This window comes from Methylophaga sp. F-2 (genome assembly GCF_056859315.1).
Genome location: NZ_JBSXOF010000019.1, coordinates 618428 through 640331 on the forward strand (window position 1 = coordinate 618428; position 21904 = coordinate 640331).

Consider the following 21904-nt stretch of genomic DNA (forward strand, 5'->3'; position numbering starts at 1 on the left):
AGTGATATCCACTGCTATAACAGCGAATGAATTAGTCAGTTATTCAGGCAAAGGCGCACCGACCAAACGCGCATAAAGACGGGTAACTAAAGGAATTAGTTGATCATTAAAGTCATATAAAGGACTGTGGCATACCGATTGATGATCAGGACCATCATCCGCACCAATCAAGGCAAATGCGCCGGGAATTTCATTCAGGTAATAGCTGAAGTCCTCAGATGCCATAATCGGCACTGAGGTGTCTGTATCCATTCCAGCCAGCCCATGCTCAGCCTGCCACTGGGCACGCAGATTCGAAGCCTGATGAGCATGATTGATAGTGGCTTCATATCGGGGATAGATATTGACCTCACAGTCCACCCCATAACTTGCAGCTGTCTGTTGGCTTATCTCGGTAATTAGACGATTGATGAGATCGCGTGTTTTTTGGTCAGGAACGCGAATACTTCCACCTAATACCGCCTTATCAGGGATTACCGTGACTGCACTCGGGGCTTCGATAGATGAGACATTGACCACCGCTGCCTGTTGCGGAGAAAGATGACGACTAATAATCTGCTGAAGTGCCATAGTGACGGCACTGGCTGCCAACACAGGATCACGACAAAGTTCAGGCTGACTGGCATGTCCACCTTTACCAGTTAAAGTAATACTAAACGTACCATTCCCGCACATGACGATGTCATCTGGGCAAATAAGCTTGCCAAAAGACATCGCAGGCCAGTTATGCCAGCCATAAATTTCATCAATGCCCTGCAAAGCGCCGTCATCGATCATCTTTTTGGCGCCATGGCCGCCCTCTTCTGCTGGCTGAAACAGTAAGGTCACTGGACCTGGTAATTTATCTTCTACCGACTTTAACCAGGCGGCTGTTGCCAGTAATGTTGCTGTGTGACCATCATGACCACAGGCATGCATGCAACCTGTATTCTGAGATACCCAACTATGCTGTGTTTTTTCTGTAATAGGCAGCGCATCCATGTCAGCGCGCAGTGCGATATGCGGTTTGCTATCACCGTGAGGGTTCAGTCTTGCTAAAGTGCCCAGCTCAGCACAAGACTCCCAGGGAATACCCAGTAAATCTAATTGTTTGCGGATCAATTCAGCTGTTTGCACTTCTTGCCAACCCAGCTCCGGTTGACTGTGCAAGTGTCGACGCAGTTGCTGCGCATGACTGATCGCTTGTTGCCAGATGGTAGCCATCTTGCTCCTTTGCGTTTTTTTATTGACTCAAAACAGTGCATGTTTTGATGAAACGAAAGTATCTAAGCACCTGAATAGGTAATTTATGCTGTCAATTACAATACTTTCAAACTCTGACAAAGATAAAGCAAGCGTTGTTCCAATATTTCCAATAACGCTTTTTATCTGAATTCAACACATACTAGACGACTGGTCTAATATATGAAATGATAATAGCCATGACACAGACAAATAAAACACGAACCACAGACACAAGACAACAGATCTTAACGACAGCACAGCAGATTATCCTTGGGAAAGGTTTTTCTGCCGTGGGTCTAAATGAAATATTAAAAGCCGCTAATGTGCCAAAGGGATCGTTTTATCACTATTTCGAATCCAAGGAACAGTTTGGCAACGCGCTGCTAGAGCATTATTTTGCTCAATATATAACGACCGTGGATAAGCAGTTAAAAACGGATAAGCGTCCTGCTGTTGAACGTCTGCTCGCCTACTTTGAGCAGTGGAAAGCCAATCAATGTGATGACACCAGCATGGACCGATGCCTTGTGGTGAAGTTAAGTGGTGAAGTAACAGATCTATCAGAATCGATGCGGTTAACACTTAAACAAGGCACGCAACAGGTCATTGAACGACTATCCGTTTGTGTTCAGGAAGCGATAGATAAACGCGAAATCAATGCTAATTATGATGCTAAAACAGTCACAGAAGAGATCTATTATCTGTGGGTAGGCGCGACGCTGATGACCAAAGTCAATCACACACCCGCTGCGCTTGAAATCGCCATGAAAGCGACACAAAACAGACTGGGCTTGACTGACAATAACGAGTGACCTGCTCTATTTATCTAAAATAAAGACGACTGGTCTAATAAACTATTTTTAAGGTGGTACGGCAATGAATAATTTTAATTTTTATAATCCGACACGTATTGTTTTTGGTGAAGGTCAGGTTGCACAACTCGATGAGCTTGTGCCGAAAGATGCGCGTGTTTTAGTGTTATTTGGTGGACAAAGTGCACGAAAAAACGGCACCTTAGACGAAGTCATTACTGCCCTCGGTAATCGTCATATAGAAGAGTTTGGCGGTATCGAAGCCAATCCTGGTTACAGTACCTTGATGCGTGCGGTTGAGCAGATTCGTCAAAATGAGTTGGATTATCTGTTAGCTGTTGGGGGTGGTTCCGTCATAGATGGCACCAAGTTTGTTGCTGCAGCTGTTCAGAGTGACGGTGACCCATGGCAGGAAATCTTAGTGAATCACGCCAAAAATATTCGTCAGGCTTTACCGTTTGGATCCGTGCTTACCCTTCCCGCCACTGGCTCAGAAATGAATGCCAACTCTGTGATCACACGTTACGAAACACAAGAAAAACTGGCCTTCAGTAGTAAGCTCGTCTATCCGGCATTTTCGATTTTAGATCCCACCAAAGCCTATACTTTGCCACCACGACAACTGGCGAATGGTGTAGTGGATGCCTTTACGCACATCATGGAGCAATATCTGACTTATCCGGTTAATGCCATGGTGCAGGATCGATTCGCAGAGGGATTATTGCAGACACTGATTGAGATTGGTCCTGAGTTGCTTGAGTCGCCTAATGATTATGATCTGCAGGCCAATTTCATGTGGACAGCGACATTAGCGTTAAACGGCCTGATTGGTGCCGGAGTTCCTCAGGATTGGGCAACTCACATGATCGGTCATGAAATCACCGCACTGCATGGGCTGGATCACGCACAGACATTGGCGATTTTATTGCCCACGGTACTGCAGGAACAAAGTGAGAAAAAATCCGCCAAATTACTACAGTATGCCGAACGTGTCTGGGGACTCAACGAAGGCACTGACGACACTAAAATAAATATGGCGATCACAAAAACTCGCGATTTTTTTGAACGAATGGGTGTGAAAACACATCTGAGTGATTACCAGATTAATGCTGATGCTATTCCAGTGATGATCAAACAACTGGCTGAACATGGTCTGACCCAGCTTGGCGAACATAATGATATCGACCTCAAAAAAAGCCAACAAATTCTGCAAGCAAGCCTATAAATAAAGGAGCGCTTTATGTCAAAAACAGTTCAATTTTCTCAGGTAGGTGAACCATCCGTTTTATCAATTATTGATGAAACCGTCCCAGCCCCTTCTGCTGATGAAGTACAGATCCAAGTCCATGCTATTGGTCTTAACCGTGCTGAGGCAATGTTCCGCCGTGGCCAATATCTTGAAACACCTGAACTCCCTGCCCGTATAGGCTATGAATGTTCAGGAACCGTTACTGCCGTCGGTGACAACGTCAAACATATCAAAGTTGGTGATGCCGTCAGTACCATTCCCAACTTTTCAATGAACCAATATGGTGCTTATGCAGAAGTCACCAATATGCCAGTTACCGCTGTCACTCATCACCCGGAGAATTTAAGCTGGCAGCAAGCGACATCAGTGTGGATGCAATATTTAACAGCGTATGGTGCCTTGATTGATATTGCCAAAATGCAAGCTAGTGATTATGTGTTAATTCCAGCCGCGTCCAGTAGTGTAGGTATCGCAGCCATACAATTATGTAACCTGATTGGTGCCACACCTATTGCCATGACCCGAACGGCTGAAAAGGTAGAACAACTGCATCAGTTAGGGGCTAAACACGTGATTATCAGTGAACAAGATGATGTGGTAGATGCAGTAATGGCCATCACTGAAGGCCGTGGTGTCAATATCGTTTTCGATCCTGTTGCCGGCCCGATGTTAAACACCTTAGCTGAAGCCTGCGCACCATTAGCGATGATCTTTCAATATGGCGCATTAAGTGCTGACCCCACCCCTTATCCGCTGTTCCCCGCATTACAGAAAGGGCTCACAATTCGGGGGTACACGCTATTTGAATTCACCAGCGCTCCAGAACGTTTAAACAAAGCTAAAGAAAAAATCTTTGACTGGTTGAAGCATTCGCAGCTAAGCCCGGTTATCGCTAAAACATTTGAATTTGACGATATTGTCGCGGCCCATAGCTATCTGGAAGCCAATAATCAGTTAGGCAAAATTGTTATTACACTTTGAACTTAGGGATGCACTATGACAGCAATGAATCAACAAACTCAGTCGCTTTTATCACCTATTGAACTGGGTTCCATCAGCTTGAAAAACCGCGTGATAATGGCACCGCTTACGCGTAACCGTGCAGGTGAAGGTTTAGCCCCCACAGATATGAATGTTGAGTATTACCGTCAGCGAGCTTCGGCGGGGCTAATTATCACTGAAGCCACATTAATCTCGGCTCAAGGTATTGGTTATCCGAATACACCAGGCATATACAGCAAAGCCCAGATTGAAGGCTGGAAAAAAGTCACCAAGGCAGTCCATGCAGAAGGTGGCAAGATTGTCTTGCAAATATGGCACTGTGGTCGAGTCTCACATTCATCTATGTTACCCGGTGGTATGAAACCACAAGCCCCATCAGCCATTAAACCTGCTGGTGAAGTTTATACCTACGAGGGTATGAAACCTTATGAAACACCACAGGAAATGACAAAGGATGAAATCAAGCAGACAATCGATGATTTCAGAACTGCCGCTTATAACGCCTTAACAGCAGGCTTTGATGGTGTCGAAGTGCATTCTGCCAATGGCTATCTGCTTGACCAATTTTTACGTGATGGCAGTAATCAGCGAACGGATGAGTATGGTGGCAGTATTGAAAACCGCGCCCGTCTGACCCTAGAAGTCGTTGATGAAGTTTGCAAAATCTGGGGTTCAGACCGTGTTGGTATTCGTTTGTCTCCGTTGCAACCTTTTAATGATATGAAAGATAGTCAGCCCGAAAAAACCTTTGAGTACCTTATCAAGGCGCTAAACAAGTTTAACCTGGCGTATTTACATATCACTGAAATGGGCGCTGAAAATCCAGGCGCTGCGGGCCCTGAGTTTGATTTAGGCCTATGTCGTGAGTGGTATCAGGGAACATATATGACAAACAGTGAATATAATTTCGATACCGCCAATGTAGCGATTCAAAGTGGCGAGGCTGACTGTATATCCTTCGGTAAGTTATTCATTGCCAACCCGGATTTAGTTGAACGTTTCTCTACTCGCGCCCCATTGAATACACCTGACAGCGATAGCTTTTATGGTGGTGATGAACATGGTTATATCGATTATCCCTTTCTCACTGAAAAATAACGATATGTAGAAACCAGCACAAACCCCGTTTTATTAGGCAAGCACCATGAGTATCAGTGACGTATCGTGTCCTGATACCACTCAAGCAGCGTATCGATTCTCTGTAATTCAATAATCGATACGCTGCACAGCAGGAAAATACATACTAAAGGAGGATGTATGACACTTAAGACAATAACACAGCTTATGCTAGCCGGTTCGTTAGGACTGATGGGACAGGCTGCATTTGCTGACCGAGCCGATGCAGAAGAAAATCTACACAAGCTCAAGCTGCCAGAAGGCTTTCATATTAATGTTTATGCCGAAGTCGAAGGTGCGCGTCAAATGGCCTTAGGCCAGTCAACAGGCACAGTATTTGTTGGCACACGCGGTAATAATGTCTTTGCGGTAGTCGATAAAAACAAAGATCGTAAAGCCGATAAAGTGGTGAAGATTCTTGATGATTTAAAAGTCGGTAATGGTGTAGCGGTGCATCAAGGCAACCTTTATGTTGCTGAGCAAAACCGTATTGCCATTTACCCCGCTCCGGGTTTCGATCTCAACTTACCATTTAAACAAATGCGTGAGGTTATTTACGATAAGCTACCGGATAAAGCACACCATGGCTGGCGCTATATTGCTTTTGGCCCTGATAACAAGCTTTATGTCACCGTAGGTGCCCCCTGTAATATCTGTAATCCTCAGGGTATTGAAGCCAGCATTATTCGCATGAATGCCGATGGCAGTGATGCTGAAATATATGCCAAAGGTATCAGAAACTCAGTGGGTATGGACTTCCAGCCCGACACTGGCACCCTGTATTTCACTGATAATAACGTCGATATGATGGGTGATGATAATCCACCGGGTGAGCTCAATGCCGCACCTAAAGCCGGTATGCACTTTGGTTTCCCTTATTATGCGGGTGGCAAAGCGCAACATCCTGACTGGAAAGACAAACAAGCACCACAAGACGTCACGTTCCCTGTCCAGGAATTCCAGGCACATACCGCAAGTCTGGGTCTCAAATTCTATACAGGTGATATGTTTCCAGCTGACTACAAAGGCGATGCCATTATTGCTCAGCATGGTTCATGGAATAGAACGAGTCCTGTGGGTTACCAGTTAATGCGTGTCACATTTGATGATAATCATCAGGTGACAGGTCATGAAGTCTTTATCGATGGTTGGTTGCAGAATGGTGAGGCCTGGGGACGTCCGACCGATGTATTACAACTTGCCGATGGTTCCTTACTGATTTCTGATGATTATAACGATGTGATTTACCGTGTTAGTTATGGCGATGACAACGCATCTTCAACTGATGCCACGTCTCAGTCAAATAGCAAAACAATCACTGATCTGCAGATGCCTGAATCAGCCATTGCAGCACCAGATGGTCGTGTATTTGTCACTGAAATTGGTGAGTTTGGTAAAGCCGGTGACGGTAAAGTCACGGTTATCGATAAGTCCGGACAAAAAACAACGCTGGCTACAGGCTTAAATGATCCCAAAGGCATCGATTTATGGAATAACGAACTGTATATCGCTGATGTCGATCATGTCGTTAAAGTAGATATGAAAGGTGATATCACAGTTATCGCCAAAGCCAAGAATTTTCCCGGAAAACCTGTCTTTCTGAATGATATGGAAATTGATGGTAACGGTACCTTATATGTCTCTGATAGCGGCACTGATGATGGAGAAAATGCCGGCATTTATCAAATTACTCAAGCAGGTAAAGTGAGCGAAATTTTGGATGATAAATCGGCTATTAAACGTCCTAATGGGTTGCTGATGGACGGTAATGACACGCTGTTAGTTGCTGACTTTGGCACAGGTGACTTGTATCGTGCGAATATCAGCTCGGGTAAAACTGAAGCACTGAACAAAGGCTTTGGTGGTGCTGATGGTCTGGTCAGAGACAGCAAAGGCTATCTGTATGTGAGTGATTGGCAAAATGGTAAGGTGTGGCAATTAGTTGAACCTAAAGCAACACCACAATTACTCAGTGATGACTTTGTCTCTGCTGCTGACATTAGTCTCTCAGCAGATGGTCAGTACCTGATGGTGCCGGATATGAAAGGCAGTAAGTTAGTCTATTTACCAATACAGTAATACAATAGAAAATGCCCGGTGTTATTCACCGGGCATTCTAAAATCCGGTGATCACACTTTGTGTCTCTGACGTCTTGAATGTGGGTTGTTTGAAAAAGTTATAACTGTTTTTGTTGTGTGATTTGACTTCATACATCGCAAGATCAGCGTACTTGAGTAATGTCTCAATATTATCAGCATTGAATGGATAGAGCGCGATACCAATGCTAGCACTGATAGTCACACTCATATCAGACTGACATTCTATTGGTTGCTGTAATATATTTAACAGTTTTTCTGCAATACTGCTCGCTTCTGATAAATCCGTGGTTAATCTGGCAAAAACAACAAATTCATCGCCTCCCCAACGTATCGCAATATCTTCAGCACGAATTGAACCTAATAATCGATTTGCAACCGCTATAAGCACTCTGTCTCCTGCTTCATGGCCAAATTGATCATTAACAGGTTTAAACCCATCCAAATCAATCATAAACAGGCCATATGAAAACCGCTTAGAGTCCGAAGATGAGATAAGTTGTTCAATTTTATTCTCACCTGCACCGCGATTATACAAATTGGTTAAGGCATCGACTTCAGCCTGCCCCTTTAACTTTTCTTCCCGATTGCGACGCTCTGAAATATCTTGCAAGACAATTTCAAAAGACGACGTCTTATCATCGTCTGTCATGACCGAAATAAGGCAGTATAACCACCTCGTTTGTGACCCCTCCTCAACTTTTATATCAACTGCTCGTGACTCACCACTCGATAAAACTTCAGCGGCAGCTGATTCCAAGCGACTTTTTTCTTCATCAAATAGTGCAAAAAAGGAAAGGGAGTCTTGCTTTGAAATCTTCTGAAAACATTCATCACCAATAATCTGTTTGAAAGACGGGTTATGTAGCCTCATTTTGCCATCAATATCGACAATGGCGATACCGTGACTGGACTGTTCGAAAATATCTCTGAATCGGTTTTCTAACTCTTCCACTTCAAGTCGAAGCGTTCTTTCAAGATTAATATTCTCCTCGACCGAATTTAATAACTCATTTATATCGTGAGTTAATAAACCAATTTCATCGTATTGGTGAGACTGCGTTGGAATAATTCGCTCTTCACTGCCAATCCGAATACCATGTAAACGACTGGCAAGCCGTTTTATTTCAGTTATCAACTGTGTATTCAATAAGAAAATAATAAGTGTGATCAAAACAAACGTCTGAACAGAAATTAATATAACGTGATTGATAGCGGCCTTTCTCGCATCCGACTTAATCAAAGCGACATTCGGCACAAGGTTTAATTTACCAACCATTTCACCGCTTGAAAAAGGAGATTCCAAATCAAACTTCATTGTCTCAGCGTCATCAGGTACGGTACCACGTAAAGCTAGCGATTCCTGAGTTGACTTTAACTCCACAGCTTTGACTAAATCACTGCCTGCAATCCCCTCAACGACTTCTTTAGCCAGTGTCAGATCATCTAAATAAGCAGCGATTGCAGCTGTATGGGATACAGCATGAGCGAGTTGTCGGATATTTTTCTGACTTTGAGCAAACTCTTTTGAATAGGTATAACTGTAAAACAAATATCCTGTTGATAACGCAGACACAACACCAGCCAGGATCAATATGAATGCTAATCGAGTGGCAATACTTGTGCGAAGCTTAGTCAACATAACCCAGGACTTTTAATGAGTCATTCACCTTATCAGCCTCAATATAGCCGATTGCATTAGAATCTTTTTCTAACCACTTTATCATCTCATCATCACTGACTTCTTTAGGTAAAGCAAATCGACCAGAAAATAAGAGTCGGGCGCGGTAGGAATTGATTTCATTGAGTGTTTTATTAACCAGATTTTGATAAAAATCTCTTCTCGCTGGAGACGCAATCTCCTGATCTAGTAACACTATTCTCTGTCCGGTCGAATAAAATTTTGTCCGCCCCATAAAAATATCAACAATCTGCTGCTTACTCAGCGCGGCTAGTGGATTATTTTTATTTGCGACCACAGCAATCTCTCCTGAGGCCGCTAAGGATGGCACCAGCGATAAACACAATATTGCTAATACTAATATCGTCTTCATCAGAATATAAAATCCACGGTCAGACTGAATACGTTAAAAATATGCTGTTTATCTATTTGGTTTTTTTGTTCAAAGATAAAGTCGCCATACTTCTCAACCCAGGTACGATCCCATTGCGCTTTTAATGAAACCGTTTGCGAAACATCCCAACGAGCGCCGATACCAAGCGTACTTTGGTCAGCATAAATGCCATTTGACGCAGCCTGAGCGATTGATTGTAATCGTTGATATGATGTAATGAATGCAGGTGCAGGTGGTATGGTTTCTCGACTACCCAGCGTGGTAAATTTGCTGACAATAAAATAGGGTGTCACAGCACCAAACCGATGCCCCACACTCAAATAAGCAGAAGCGTATTTATCATGCGTACTTGTTTCTGCCTTAACAACGCTCAATTCACTTTGAACAAGCCAGTCGTCTTTATCATAGCTGAGTCCCGCGGTAACATATCTCAGCCAGGTATCATTAATCGAAAAACCCGCGATAGAAGCCGCTTCGGGCCAGCCAAACTTGGATGCTTGTATTAACGCATCGTCAAATGCAGCGGCAGGATCGTCTTTGTCATTAATTCTGGCTTGTGAGTAAAGAAGTCTTAATAACCAGGTCTGATTTTCCCAGCGCAGCCCTGCCCCAAAGTTCGGCTCAAACTTTATCTTTTTTGCCTCACCATTACTGTCATAAGGAAAGTTGCTTCGACCCGCCCATACAGACGAGGTCAACACACCATCCCCTAATCTGAGGTGATGGCTTAATTTTGCGCCATCGTAGGATTCACCCGCTAGCTGGCCATAAAACGCGACGGGTAAATGCGTCCATAAACGAGCAAAACCAACATTTTTATATTCTGATGACATGAAGACATCATTCGGTAAACGACCAAACCCAATTTCAAAACGATTATCAAAATGATAGGTAAAAAAGGCTGATTTAAGGGTGTTGTTAAATGACTGCTCAGGTCTGTCTATGAAAACAAATTGTGTGGTGAAATTTAACTGCTGGTTGAAAATGTAATCAATTTGCAGGCCAAGGTTAGACTCGGTTGCTGAATCAAATCCATGCCCACTGCCCTCTTGTTCGATGGAGTTGCGATAGAGAATATTATCGCTGTCATTGTAGATGAGGCCTAATGTGCCGTAACCATTCACAGACAAGCCCTCAATACCTGTATCTAAGGCCTCACATCGAAATGGTAACGTCAATAACAATCCGATTAATAAAAAACTGTGTTTAACATTTAGCAAGCCAACACCCACGCTCATGACAAAATCCACATGGATTATATAGATATTTTCCTGCATTTTGTTGTTCTTAAATGAATTATCCCCCCTTATGCAGGCGTTTCGCACTTACTCACAGTTTCTGTGGAAAACAATGTGGATAACTTTCTGGTAAATCTGTAAGTGATTCTTTTACGACAAACTTTACATGATGGTTAATTTTTAACCATTGCAAAAAAAGCGTGAAGATTGTTGATATAGCTACATCTATAAAATTCATAAATCTCATCGTCAATCTAAAGTTTTATTCACTTTACTCACAAAAACGGTGGATAAGCATGTGGATAAGTTTCTGGTAAAGCTGTAAGTGACTCTTTTATGACAAGCTTTATGACATGGTTAAATTTTAACCAAGAGCCAGTTTTCGGATGATGAGAGAAAAGACAAAAGCTTTATGAATGATACGAAGATAATTATCTCGAATAATTTATACACATTACCCACAATTTCAGTGGATAAGCATGTGGATAAGTTTCTGGTAAATCTGTAAGTGACTCTTTTCTGACGAGCTTTAAATGGTGGTCAATATTTAACCACTGCTATCGAATAAAAGCTTGACAAACCCTGTAAAGCAGACAAAAAAAGACAAGATCAAACTGTCAACAAGGCCTTTTCACGACCCAATAAAATTTGTTTACGTTCTACACCCCATCGATAGCCTGACAGCGTGCCGTTTTTATTAACAATCCGATGACAAGGTACCAGCAAAGCCAATGAATTTGCGGCACAAGCATTGGCGACAGCTCTCACAGCCGAGGGTTTTCCCAGCATGTTTGCCAGCTCGGTATAGGTTCTGGTTTGCCCAACAGGAACTTGCTGTAAGGTCATCCATACTGATTTTTGAAACGTCGTTCCTTCCATTTCAATCGGTAAATCTAACTCACCTTTTGGTGACTCGATATAGTTTAATATCCGGATTAAATAGCTGGTTAGTAAAGTATCATTTTGCTGTTGTTTTGCATGTGGATATTTTTCTTGGAGATGCTCAACCAAAAGGTCGGGGTCATCAGCCAATGCAACAAAGCATATAGCTCTGTTATTTCTAGCCACCAGTAGACAACCTAGGCTGGAAATCCCTAATTCATAAAACACCATGAACTTGTCCTCCCTACTGAATGCATTTTTCATATACCATATAAACGATTGAACTTAATCGTATTCAAAACTGCCAAAAGTTAATTGAATACTGAGGAGTAAACCATTGAGAACCTTTAGCCTCTTGTCGTTATTATTTTTATGCCCTGCTGTATTTGCTGGCAATATCAGCTCTCAATATAGCGGAGACAGTTTACAAAAATTATATGCTGAGCTTCATTATTTACGTGAAGTAGGTATCGAAATTCATCAAAAATATGATCTCAAAAAAAATCCTGATCAACTCCGTTTTTGTAAAGGTGAGTATGGCTATATTTCTACACGGGCCAAGTCCACAATAGGCATTGCCAACCGCTTACCCAGTCCGCATAAAGAAGAATATATTGCTGCTGGCTGGAAAGCATATGAATGTAGTCAGTGTACTGGTAACATTGAAGCTTGTGACGCCGTCCCACCTGCACTGGAAACCATAAAAGCAGAATTTAAAGAAAAACAAAACGCGACTGAATAAACTAGTGAAAACATTAACGACACATTTGCTACTGCTGTGCATGACACTGATGATGACCTTGTCATCATGGTCAGCGCACGCAGACAAAGCAGAAATGCGTTCAGATATGTCTCACTCTTCCTCGCATCATGTTCAATCTTCTGATACTCAGAAACACTGTGCAGAAACGTCATCAAAAGAGTGTCCGCATTGTATGAATATGGATCATTGTCAATCCAGTCATCACAGCTGTTTCAACACTGTCACACTGCCAACGAAGTCTTACCTTTCCATTAATCAGCCTCTTTTTATTCTGCTGACCATGAGTCAGATTGAAGCAAAACCAACAGAACAACACAGCTCCCTGTTCAGGCCCCCCATAAGCTTATAACACCTATCTCCTCATTTCCGTGAGGCCACAGCACATCTGTGCTTATATCATTATCAATGATTGGTGAAGCTTATGAAGCAATGGAATACAACCATTACCGCGTGGTTAATTTTTTTACCACTGATTTTCCTCATACCATCCGCTTATGCGGCTGAAGATACCAAAGAGCGCGTTGAGCAGGTACACTCTGTTTTAACGCTGGATACAGCCATAGCCTTGGCTGAGCAGTCCAACCCAGGTCTTGCCCAGCGTCAGGCTCAGGCTGAAGCAATGTCTGCGCTGCCCTCACAGCTTGGCAGCCTGCCGGATCCCATGATCAGTATGGGCCTGGTTAACCTGCCTACGGATAGCCTGAACACATCACAAGAATCTATGACGCAATGGCAAGTAGGCATTAGTCAGGAGATTCCATTTCCCGGCAAGTTAGCACTGAAACAACAAGCGGCCACTGAACGCGCTAATGCCAGTGCCTTGATGACGACAGAGTATAAACAGCAGCTAATCCAATATGTAACAAGCTACTGGTGGCAACTGTTTTATCTGGAAAAAACGCTGGCCATTATTTCCACCAATAAAACGCTACTTAAGCAGTTTATCGATATTGCTGAAACAAAATACCGTGTCGGGCATGGTCTGCAACAGGATGTCTTACTTGCTCAACTGGAGTTATCCAAACTCCTGAACCGTGAGATTGAATTAAACAGTGAACGCGAACAGGTGGTCATCAGGCTTAACACCTTACTTAGTCGCCCAACGAACACGGCGATTCAGCTTCCGGCATTTCAGCATATTGATACCACGCTACCAGAGATTAAACCTGTTGATGAAGTTCTCGATATTGCCGAACAGAACAGACCTTTTCTGCTGCAACAAAAACACCTTATTGCCGCCGCCTCAGAAGATAAAGCTTTAGCTGAAAAAGACCTATTACCTGATTTCAAAATCTCAGCGGCTTATGGTGTAAGACAAGGTCATAATCTGGATGGCTCAGATCGGAGTGACATGTTGTCACTGCAAGTCGGGATTAACGTGCCGTTATTTGCCGATCGAAAACAAAAAATGGCCATTTCACAAAAAAACAGTGAATTAAAACAACAACAATTCGCTTATCAGGATAGCTGGAACCAGGTTCAATCTGAGATTGCTAACTACATTACCCAGTATCAACAGGCGCGTCAGCAATACAGCTTATTGGATACAGGCATCCTGCCTCAGGCCAGACAAACCATAGCGTCCATGTTATCGGGGTATCAAGTGAATAAAGTCGACTTTCTTAACCTAGTTCGAGCACAAATCACACTTTATGACTACGAAACACAATTATGGCTTAGCGTAAAAACCGCAAAAACGGCATTAGCGAATCTCGAGGCCAGTGTAGGTAAGGACACTTTTTATGAATAAAACAACGTCTATATTTATCAGTTTAATCAGCGGCTTACTGATTGGCACTGGCGGTTTAATGGCATATCAGCACTTGACCAGCCCACCAGCCGTGACAGCAGAAACCACACAAAAACCGGCCAAACCACTGTATTACCGTAATCCAATGAACCCGGAAGTCACCTCGCCTGTTCCTGCTAAAGACCATATGGGAATGGACTATATACCGGTTTATGAAGACGAGGCCTCTGCACCAGAAAAAGCTGGTACGGTTAAAATTGATCCAGTCACCGAACAGAATATCGGTGTTCGTACCGCAACGGCGAAACTTTCCAGCTTATCTCACCTTATTCGTACAGTCGGTAAGGTGACCTATGATGAAGAGCGCATATCTAAACTTCACCCCAAAACCGAGGGATGGGTTGAAAAGCTTTTTGTTGATAAGACCGGTACTCAGGTCAATAAAAACACGATGTTATTGAGTGTCTATTCGCCACAACTGGTCACCAGCTCACAGGAATATCTGCTGGCGATCAGCAGTGCAAAAACGCTGGAAAACAGTCCTTTCGATGATATCCGTCGCAGTGCGGAGCAAATGGTCGTTTCAGCACGGGAACGTCTGGCATTGCTGGATGTGCCAGAGCATCAGATTCGCGATATGGTGAAAACCGGCAATATCCCCAAGGCGCTTCATATCCATTCCCCATTCACAGGTACAGTGATAAATATCGGCGCACGTGAGGGTCAATATGTCACACCACAAACCGAGTTATATATGCTGGCTGATCTCAGTAAAGTCTGGGTGATCGCACAGGTCTATGAGTCGGATCTGCCTTGGGTCAGTGAGAATGATACGGTTGACATGCAATTAACTGCCATTCCAGGAAAAACCTTTAAAGGCACACTTTCTTATATATATCCCTATGCTGAAGCTGCAACCAGAACCATTAAAGTGCGTATGGCATTTGATAATCCGGATTTGCTATTAAAACCGGACATGTTTGCCAATGTCACCATTCATACCAAAAATCAGCCTGAAGCCATTACGGTACCGACTGAAGCCATCATTCGATCAGGTGATAAAGAGCAGGTATTTATTATGAGAGCAGCGGGTCAGTTCGAGCCGCGTAAGGTCACTACCGGATTAAGTGCCGATGGCAGGACGCAAATCCTGAACGGAGTGAATGTGGGTGATGAGGTCGTAACGTCTAGTCAGTTTTTGATTGATTCTGAGTCTAAACTTAATGAAACGACGGAGAAAATGCGGGCAATTGACGCACCCGCCTCTGAAGAAATGCAAGATCATCAACAAAACATGCTCGAACAGGACATGCCTGCACCCGCATCATCTTCGTCAATGAACATGCCAGAGATGGAGCATCATAACCATGATTAAGTCCATCATCGATCTGGCATTACGTGAAAAGCTACTGGTTTTACTGGCAGCAAGCTTTCTGGTCGTCGCCGGTATCTGGAGTCTGAAAAATGTTTCTCTGGATGCTATTCCGGATCTATCTGATGTTCAGGTGATTGTCTTTACACAATATCCGGGACAAGCACCACAAGTCGTTGAGGATCAAGTGACATATCCTTTAACGACAGCCATGTTAGCCGTGCCTAAAGCGAAGTCTGTACGCGGCTATTCCTTTTTTGGTCTGTCGTTTGTTTACATTATTTTTGAAGACAATACTGATATGTATTGGGCTAGGTCACGGGTACTGGAATATCTGAATTATGTCAGTAACCGCCTGCCAGAAGCTGTATCGCCAAGTCTTGGACCCGATGCAACAGGGGTTGGCTGGGTGTATGAATATGCTTTAGTCGATACAAGTGGTCGTCATGACTTAGCACAACTACGTTCCATACAGGACTGGTATTTACGTTATCCACTGCAAACCGTAGATGGCGTGGCAGAAGTGGCTTCGATCGGCGGTTATGTCAAACAATATCAAATCGAAGTGGATCCCAATGCCCTGCTGAATTACCACATTCCATTATCCAAAGTGAAAACAGCCATCCAGCGTTCGAATAGTGATGTTGGGGGTAAATTAATTGAAATGGCAGAAACCGAATATATGGTGCGTGGATTGGGTTACATCCAGTCACTTGATGATATTCGCTCAATTGCCGTCAGTGTGACTGAAGATGGCACCCCAATTCGTCTGGCCGATATTGCTAATATTCACTACGGGCCTGACTTACGTCGTGGACTTGCCGAGCTGAATGGTGAAGGTGAAGTCGCCGGCGGTATTGTGGTCATGCGTTATGGCGAAAATGCACTCAGCACCATTAATAATGTGAAGAAGAAGCTTAAGGAACTGGAAAAAAGTCTGCCAGAAGGTGTTGAAATACAGGCGGTTTATGACCGCAGTGATTTGATTCATCGTGGTGTGAATAATCTGAAACATAAGCTGCTGGAAGAATCGCTGATTGTCAGCTTGATTTGTATTGTTTTTCTGTTCCATGCCCGCTCTGCACTGGTCGCGATTGTTACCTTACCTATTGGCATATTGATGGCATTTATTGTGATGCACTGGCAAGGCATTAATGCCAATATCATGTCACTTGGCGGCATTGCGATTGCGATAGGTGCGATGATTGATGGTGCCATCGTGATGATTGAAAATGCACACAAACATCTGGAAAAAGCCGCAACTGACTTAGGCAGAAAACTCTCTTCTTCTGAACGCTGGCAAGCAATAGCGGATGCTTCTAAAGAAGTAGGACCGGCTTTATTTTTCTCGCTTCTGATTATCACGGTGTCCTTTCTGCCGGTATTCACACTTCAGGCTCAGGAAGGTCGTTTATTCAGCCCATTGGCTTTCACCAAAACCTATGCGATGGCAGCAGCAGCTCTGTTGGCCATTAGTTTAGTACCCGTTCTAATGGGCTTACTCATTCGCGGTAATATTCTTGCCGAAGAAAAAAACCCTTTAAATCGCTTATTACATGGACTGCATCGGCCGGTGCTGAAGTTTTGCATTCGTTACCGCTTTGCCGTACTGCTCATCACAGCACTGCTGTTAGCTGTGAGTATTATTCCGATACAACGAACAGGTAGCGAGTTTATGCCACCACTCGATGAGGGTGATATTTTGTATATGCCGACGACCTACCCCGGCCTGTCCATCTCTAAAGCTCGGGAGTTAGTTCAGCAAACGGATAAGATTCTCACTACCTTTCCCGAAGTGGCGTCGGTATTTGGCAAAGCAGGTCGCGCTGAAACCGCCACAGATCCTGCCCCGTTATCCATGTTCGAAACGACCATTCGTTTAAAACCCCGTGAACAATGGCCTGATCCGGCGAAAACCACGCGTGAGCTGATGAATGAGATGGATGACGCCATCCAGTTTCCAGGCCTGACCAACAGCTGGACAATGCCCATTAAAACACGGCTGGACATGTTATCTACCGGCATTAAAACCCCCGTCGGTATTAAAATCAGTGGCCCCAGTTTAACCGAGCTCAATACACTGACGGCCCAAGTTGAACAGTTGGTTAAGACCTTACCGGAAACCTTATCTGCGTTTGGAGATAAAGCCACGGGGGGATATTTTGTTGATATCAACATCAACAGAGATGAAATTGCGCGTTATGGATTGCATATTGCCGATGTACAAGATGTTATCCAGACAGCCATCGGCGGCATGAATGTGACATCTACGGTTGAAGGCCTGGAGCGTTACCCTGTCAATTTGCGTTATCCACGGGATATGCGTGACAACTTGAATGAGCTTAAACGCACCCTGATATCAGCACCAACAGGCGCCCAGATTCCATTATCACAACTGGCCGATTTAAGTCTTAAACGAGGTGCGCCGGTCATCAAGACAGAAAACTCGCGGCCCAATGCCTGGGTATATATTGATATCAAATCCGATGATATTGGCGGTTATGTCGAAAAAGCACGTCAATTGATTGATGAGAGGGTATCGCTGCCACCGGGTTATACCCTCAGCTGGTCGGGACAATTTGAGTATATGCAACGTGCCGCAGAGCGTCTCAAGTTGGTGATTCCTTTGACGCTTTTACTCATCTTTTTATTGTTATATCTCAACTTTCGTAATATTCGCTCCCCGCTCGTCGTCATGCTGTCGATTCCGTTTGCCAGTATTGGCGGTCTATGGCTGCTGTATTGGTTGGGGTTTAACTTCTCTGTTGCCGTTGCCGTCGGCTTTATTGCACTGGCTGGGGTTGCCGCGGAGATCGGCGTGTTAATTCTGACCTTTATCGATCAGAAAATTGATGCAGTGAGACAACAGAACTCACAACAAAAACTAAGCAAAGAGGCTATCTGGCAAGCCGTTTTTTCAGGAAGCGCAGAAAGAGTCAGACCCGTTGCCATGACCGCCACAGCAATCACCGCGGGCTTACTGCCTATTTTATGGAGCAATGGCACTGGCAGTGATGTGATGCAGCGTATTGCCGCGCCAATGGTCGGTGGAATGATTTCCGTTACGCTATTAGCCCTGTTTGTTTTACCGCTAATTTATGGTCTGGTATTGCAGTTTATCGAGAGCAGAAAGTAGATGTGTCATCGCCCACCGCATCAGACGTTAAATGCCGCCAATATTGCACAGGGTTTGCTTTCGCCGCCTGCGGCACAGTTACCCGCCAGACGTTTAAGACTGTCACGGGCTTGCTGCATTTCGGCTATTTTGGCATCCAACTCATGTAATCGTCGCATGGCGAGCTGGTAGGCACGATGATGGTCTTGTGTCGAGTCGAGCCCGATCAACTCTTTAATTTCACGCAAAGTAAACCCGGCTTCCTGGGCTTTGCGAATGAATTTAAGGCGGCGAAGGTCCTGCATGCCATATCGGCGAATACCTCCGCTAGCTTCTGGTATATCAAGCAAACCTTGACGTTGATAATAACGGACGGTTTCCACCGTCACATCGACTTGTTTAGCGAATTGTCCAATGGTCCAACTGTCTTTTTTCATAAGGCTCTTGACTCTGTACTATGGTACGTACTCTATAGTCTAAACAACTCAATGATCATAATCACCACAGTGATAAACCATTGGGTGAATAACAGCGATATCATGTTGATAAAGCAAACTATTTCAGGAGAAGACAATGACGACTGATCCCGTATGCGGTATGCAGGTTGATGGAAAAACGGCGAAATACCAAACCAGCCATAAGCATAAAAATTACGTCTTTTGTTCTCAACACTGCTTAAATAATTTTAAGGCTGACCCACAGTTTTATCTTAATAAACCTGAAACAGATTCAGCTAAAAGCTGTTGCAGTGGCAAACATGATCATCAGCCTAATCACGATCATCACCCGCATGCTCAATCCGGCGCTAAAGGCGACTATATTTGCCCTATGTGTGAAGGTGTACGTAATGATGGTCCGGGCAGCTGCCCGAAATGTGGCATGGCTTTAGAACCTGAAAATCCTGTTTCTTCCAGTCAAAAAACCCAATACACCTGCCCTATGCATCCAGAAATCCAACAAGATGAGCCGGGGGATTGTCCAATCTGTGGTATGGCACTGGAAGCAACAACAGTTGAAGTCGAACCAGATAACAGCGAATACAAAGACATGCTGAAACGCTTCATCGTTGGTGGTTTATTAGCGTTACCTGTGTTTTTTATTGCCATGTTACTAGAGATGGCACCATCACTGTTTCCAGTAGATACCAGTATCCGACAATGGCATTGGGCAGAATTCATACTCGCCACACCTGTTGTTTTCTGGGCTGGGTGGCCATTTCTAGTTCGTGCCGTGCAATCGGTGAAAACGGGTCACTTAAATATGTTCACCCTTATCGGACTCGGCGTCAGTGTCGCCTGGACATATAGTGTCATTGCATTACTCTTTCCCGGCGTATTTCCAGCCAGTATGCAACACGACGGTGTGGTAGCCGTTTACTTTGAAGCCGCAGCAGTCATCACGGTGTTGGTATTACTGGGGCAAGTATTGGAATTACGTGCTCGCAGCCAAACCAATACTGCCATCAAACTATTAATGGGCTTGGCCCCGAAAACTGCACGTAAAGTCACAGATTGTGGCCATGAAAAAGATATTCCACTGGATCAGGTCAAAGTCGGTGACAAATTACGTATCCGTCCCGGTGAGAAAATTCCTGTCGATGGCTTGGTCATCGAAGGTGAAAGTCACATTGATGAATCTATGGTCACAGGCGAACCCATGCCTGTGAATAAAAAAGTCGATGACAAATTAGTCGGTGGTACGGTCAATGGCACTGGAAGTCTGTTAATGCAGGCTGAAAAAGTGGGTAGTGACACCCTACTCTCACAAATCGTGAAAATGGTGGCTGAAGCACAACGTTCTCGTGCCCCGATACAAAAACTGGTTGATAAAGTTGCGGCTTATTTTGTCCCTATCGTTATCGCGGTGGCCATTATGACGTTTATTATCTGGTTTGTAGCCGGCCCCGATCCAAAACTGGCACATGCGTTAATCAATGCCGTGGCGGTATTAATTATTGCCTGCCCTTGTGCCCTAGGCTTAGCTACACCCATGTCAATTATGGTGGGTACTGGCCGTGGTGCCGCTCATGGTGTGTTAATCAAAAATGCAGAAGCATTAGAAAGCATGGAAAAAATCGACACGCTTGTGGTCGATAAAACCGGCACCTTAACGCAAGGTAAACCGGAGCTTTCTACCATTGAAGCCACTGAGGGCTTTGAAAAAAATGCTTTATTGCAGTGGGCTGCCAGCCTGGAGCAACATAGCGAACACCCGCTGGCAACTGCATTAATTGCAGCAGCAAAAAAACAAAATCTCTCACTTGCCGAAGCTAAACAATTCCAGTCTCATACAGGTCAGGGAATCAGTGGCAGCGTTGACGGTAAATCTATTTTGTTTGGCAATAAAGCCTTAATGCAAGCGAATAAAATTGATGTCAGCGCTATCGAAGCTCGGGCAGACAAATTACGCCAGCAAGGCGATAGCGTCATGTTATTAGCTGTCGATAATACCGTTGCCGGCTTAGTGGCAGTGGCTGATCCTATCAAGGAAACAAGCAAGGCAGCGATTGATGCTCTACACAAAGAAGGTATCCGTATTGTGATGCTCACCGGTGACAATCATGTCACAGCCAATGCCGTGGCAAAACAATTGAACATTGATGAAGTCCATGCCGATGTACAACCAGAACAGAAAAATCAGCATATTAAAGACTTGCAACATCAGGGGCGTATTGTCGCCATGGCGGGAGATGGCATTAACGATGCGCCAGCACTTGCTCAGGCAAACATCGGGATCGCGATGGGAACAGGCACCGATGTCGCCGTCGAAAGCGCAGGTATGACATTAGTGAAAGGTGACTTAACCGGTATTCATCAGGCCTTAGTCCTCAGTCGGGCGACCATGAAAAATATCCGACAAAATCTGTTCTTTGCTTTTATCTATAACTCGCTGGGTGTGCCTGTGGCCGCTGGGATTTTATATCCTTTCTTTGGATTATTGCTCTCGCCAATGGTGGCAGCCGCCGCAATGAGCCTCAGTTCAGTGTCAGTCATTGGTAACGCCTTACGCCTACGTAGGCTGAAGTTATAAGCTGATCAAATAGTTAAATTCAAACTCACTACAAGCAGAGTCAAAACAGCATTGGTCTGTTGACTCTGCTTTTTTATCTCATGCACGACCAATCCTCTCTTACCGTGCTTTCTCATGTTAATCTCTGCGGTGTAGATAAGCTTAATAACAATAAAACCATATAACTCAGCACCTATGGA

The 21904-nt window shown here is 44.2% G+C and carries 16 protein-coding genes; 10 read left to right on the forward strand and 6 right to left on the reverse strand.

All coding sequences use genetic code 11. From position 1 onward, the window contains the following. Positions 1–39 precede the first annotated feature (39 nt). Positions 40–1203: a N(2)-acetyl-L-2,4-diaminobutanoate deacetylase DoeB2 gene (gene doeB2, locus AC13DA_RS12300; RefSeq protein WP_284451978.1), complete on the reverse strand. Its 1164-nt coding sequence runs from the start codon at positions 1201–1203 to the stop codon at positions 40–42. Positions 1204–1421: 218 nt separating this feature from the next. On the opposite strand from doeB2, the gene AC13DA_RS12305 reads away from it, so the two are divergent. From AC13DA_RS12305 to AC13DA_RS12325, 5 genes are all read left to right on the forward strand, one after another. Next, positions 1422–2036 carry a TetR/AcrR family transcriptional regulator gene (locus AC13DA_RS12305; RefSeq protein ID WP_284451979.1) on the forward strand — a complete coding sequence of 205 codons (615 nt, stop codon included), beginning with the start codon at positions 1422–1424 and terminating at the stop codon, positions 2034–2036. 64 nt (positions 2037–2100) lie between these two features. Next, the gene (locus tag AC13DA_RS12310) at positions 2101–3261 is read left to right on the forward strand and encodes an iron-containing alcohol dehydrogenase (protein WP_284451980.1); all 1161 of its coding nucleotides are present in this window, start codon (positions 2101–2103) and stop codon (positions 3259–3261) included. Positions 3262–3276: 15 nt separating this feature from the next. Next, positions 3277–4266, forward strand: coding sequence for a zinc-dependent alcohol dehydrogenase family protein (locus tag AC13DA_RS12315; RefSeq protein WP_284451981.1), 990 nt, complete (start codon positions 3277–3279; stop codon positions 4264–4266). A 15-nt stretch (positions 4267–4281) separates the two neighbouring features. Further along, complete coding sequence (locus tag AC13DA_RS12320; protein WP_284451982.1) at positions 4282–5385, forward strand: alkene reductase; 1104 nt, start codon at positions 4282–4284, stop codon at positions 5383–5385. A 159-nt stretch (positions 5386–5544) separates the two neighbouring features. Next, a complete protein-coding gene (locus AC13DA_RS12325; RefSeq protein WP_284451983.1) occupies positions 5545–7482 on the forward strand; it encodes a PQQ-dependent sugar dehydrogenase in 1938 nt (645 codons plus the stop codon). 37 nt (positions 7483–7519) lie between these two features. On the opposite strand, the gene AC13DA_RS12330 is transcribed toward AC13DA_RS12325, so the two are convergent. The 4 genes from AC13DA_RS12330 to AC13DA_RS12345 all read right to left on the reverse strand — a co-directional run bounded on the left by AC13DA_RS12330 (position 7520) and on the right by AC13DA_RS12345 (position 11926). After that, positions 7520–9142: a sensor domain-containing diguanylate cyclase gene (locus AC13DA_RS12330; protein WP_040576232.1), complete on the reverse strand. Its 1623-nt coding sequence runs from the start codon at positions 9140–9142 to the stop codon at positions 7520–7522. Further along, complete coding sequence (locus tag AC13DA_RS12335) at positions 9132–9554, reverse strand: type 2 periplasmic-binding domain-containing protein (RefSeq protein ID WP_007145350.1); 423 nt, start codon at positions 9552–9554, stop codon at positions 9132–9134. The genes AC13DA_RS12330 and AC13DA_RS12335 overlap by 11 nt, the downstream gene beginning before the upstream one ends. Continuing rightward, positions 9554–10813 carry a hypothetical protein gene (locus AC13DA_RS12340; protein ID WP_284451984.1) on the reverse strand — a complete coding sequence of 420 codons (1260 nt, stop codon included), beginning with the start codon at positions 10811–10813 and terminating at the stop codon, positions 9554–9556. The genes AC13DA_RS12335 and AC13DA_RS12340 overlap by 1 nt, the downstream gene beginning before the upstream one ends. Positions 10814–11422: 609 nt before the next feature. Then, positions 11423–11926, reverse strand: coding sequence for a methylated-DNA--[protein]-cysteine S-methyltransferase (locus tag AC13DA_RS12345; protein ID WP_007145353.1), 504 nt, complete (start codon positions 11924–11926; stop codon positions 11423–11425). 106 nt (positions 11927–12032) lie between these two features. Here AC13DA_RS12345 and AC13DA_RS12350 point away from each other — a divergent pair, with 106 nt between their 5' ends. The 4 genes from AC13DA_RS12350 to AC13DA_RS12365 all read left to right on the forward strand — a co-directional run bounded on the left by AC13DA_RS12350 (position 12033) and on the right by AC13DA_RS12365 (position 18716). Beyond that, entirely contained in the window at positions 12033–12437 is a 405-nt protein-coding gene (locus AC13DA_RS12350) for a hypothetical protein (RefSeq protein ID WP_273181636.1), read from the forward strand. A gap of 442 nt (positions 12438–12879) precedes the next feature. Then, positions 12880–14208, forward strand: a complete 1329-nt coding sequence (locus AC13DA_RS12355) for a TolC family protein (protein WP_284451985.1) — start codon at positions 12880–12882, stop codon at positions 14206–14208. Continuing rightward, positions 14201–15583: an efflux RND transporter periplasmic adaptor subunit gene (locus AC13DA_RS12360; RefSeq protein ID WP_284451986.1), complete on the forward strand. Its 1383-nt coding sequence runs from the start codon at positions 14201–14203 to the stop codon at positions 15581–15583. The genes AC13DA_RS12355 and AC13DA_RS12360 overlap by 8 nt, the downstream gene beginning before the upstream one ends. Next, complete coding sequence (locus tag AC13DA_RS12365; RefSeq protein ID WP_284451987.1) at positions 15576–18716, forward strand: efflux RND transporter permease subunit; 3141 nt, start codon at positions 15576–15578, stop codon at positions 18714–18716. Before AC13DA_RS12360 ends, AC13DA_RS12365 begins: the two co-directional genes overlap by 8 nt. 20 nt (positions 18717–18736) lie before the next feature. On the opposite strand, the gene AC13DA_RS12370 is transcribed toward AC13DA_RS12365, so the two are convergent. Beyond that, complete coding sequence (locus AC13DA_RS12370; protein WP_273181643.1) at positions 18737–19132, reverse strand: MerR family transcriptional regulator; 396 nt, start codon at positions 19130–19132, stop codon at positions 18737–18739. Positions 19133–19268: 136 nt separating this feature from the next. On the opposite strand from AC13DA_RS12370, the gene AC13DA_RS12375 reads away from it, so the two are divergent. After that, the gene (locus AC13DA_RS12375; protein ID WP_284451988.1) at positions 19269–21725 is read left to right on the forward strand and encodes a heavy metal translocating P-type ATPase; all 2457 of its coding nucleotides are present in this window, start codon (positions 19269–19271) and stop codon (positions 21723–21725) included. Positions 21726–21904 lie beyond the last annotated feature (179 nt).

Coding starts and splice junctions, on each gene's coding strand:
- doeB2 (WP_284451978.1), bottom strand. CDS start 1,203: ATGGCTACCATCTGGCAACAAGCGATCAGTCATGCGCAGCAACTGCGT.
- AC13DA_RS12305 (WP_284451979.1), top strand. CDS start 1,422: ATGACACAGACAAATAAAACACGAACCACAGACACAAGACAACAGATC.
- AC13DA_RS12310 (WP_284451980.1), top strand. CDS start 2,101: ATGAATAATTTTAATTTTTATAATCCGACACGTATTGTTTTTGGTGAA.
- AC13DA_RS12315 (WP_284451981.1), top strand. CDS start 3,277: ATGTCAAAAACAGTTCAATTTTCTCAGGTAGGTGAACCATCCGTTTTA.
- AC13DA_RS12320 (WP_284451982.1), top strand. CDS start 4,282: ATGACAGCAATGAATCAACAAACTCAGTCGCTTTTATCACCTATTGAA.
- AC13DA_RS12325 (WP_284451983.1), top strand. CDS start 5,545: ATGACACTTAAGACAATAACACAGCTTATGCTAGCCGGTTCGTTAGGA.
- AC13DA_RS12330 (WP_040576232.1), bottom strand. CDS start 9,142: ATGTTGACTAAGCTTCGCACAAGTATTGCCACTCGATTAGCATTCATA.
- AC13DA_RS12335 (WP_007145350.1), bottom strand. CDS start 9,554: ATGAAGACGATATTAGTATTAGCAATATTGTGTTTATCGCTGGTGCCA.
- AC13DA_RS12340 (WP_284451984.1), bottom strand. CDS start 10,813: ATGAGCGTGGGTGTTGGCTTGCTAAATGTTAAACACAGTTTTTTATTA.
- AC13DA_RS12345 (WP_007145353.1), bottom strand. CDS start 11,926: ATGGTGTTTTATGAATTAGGGATTTCCAGCCTAGGTTGTCTACTGGTG.
- AC13DA_RS12355 (WP_284451985.1), top strand. CDS start 12,880: ATGAAGCAATGGAATACAACCATTACCGCGTGGTTAATTTTTTTACCA.
- AC13DA_RS12360 (WP_284451986.1), top strand. CDS start 14,201: ATGAATAAAACAACGTCTATATTTATCAGTTTAATCAGCGGCTTACTG.
- AC13DA_RS12365 (WP_284451987.1), top strand. CDS start 15,576: ATGATTAAGTCCATCATCGATCTGGCATTACGTGAAAAGCTACTGGTT.
- AC13DA_RS12370 (WP_273181643.1), bottom strand. CDS start 19,132: ATGAAAAAAGACAGTTGGACCATTGGACAATTCGCTAAACAAGTCGAT.
- AC13DA_RS12375 (WP_284451988.1), top strand. CDS start 19,269: ATGACGACTGATCCCGTATGCGGTATGCAGGTTGATGGAAAAACGGCG.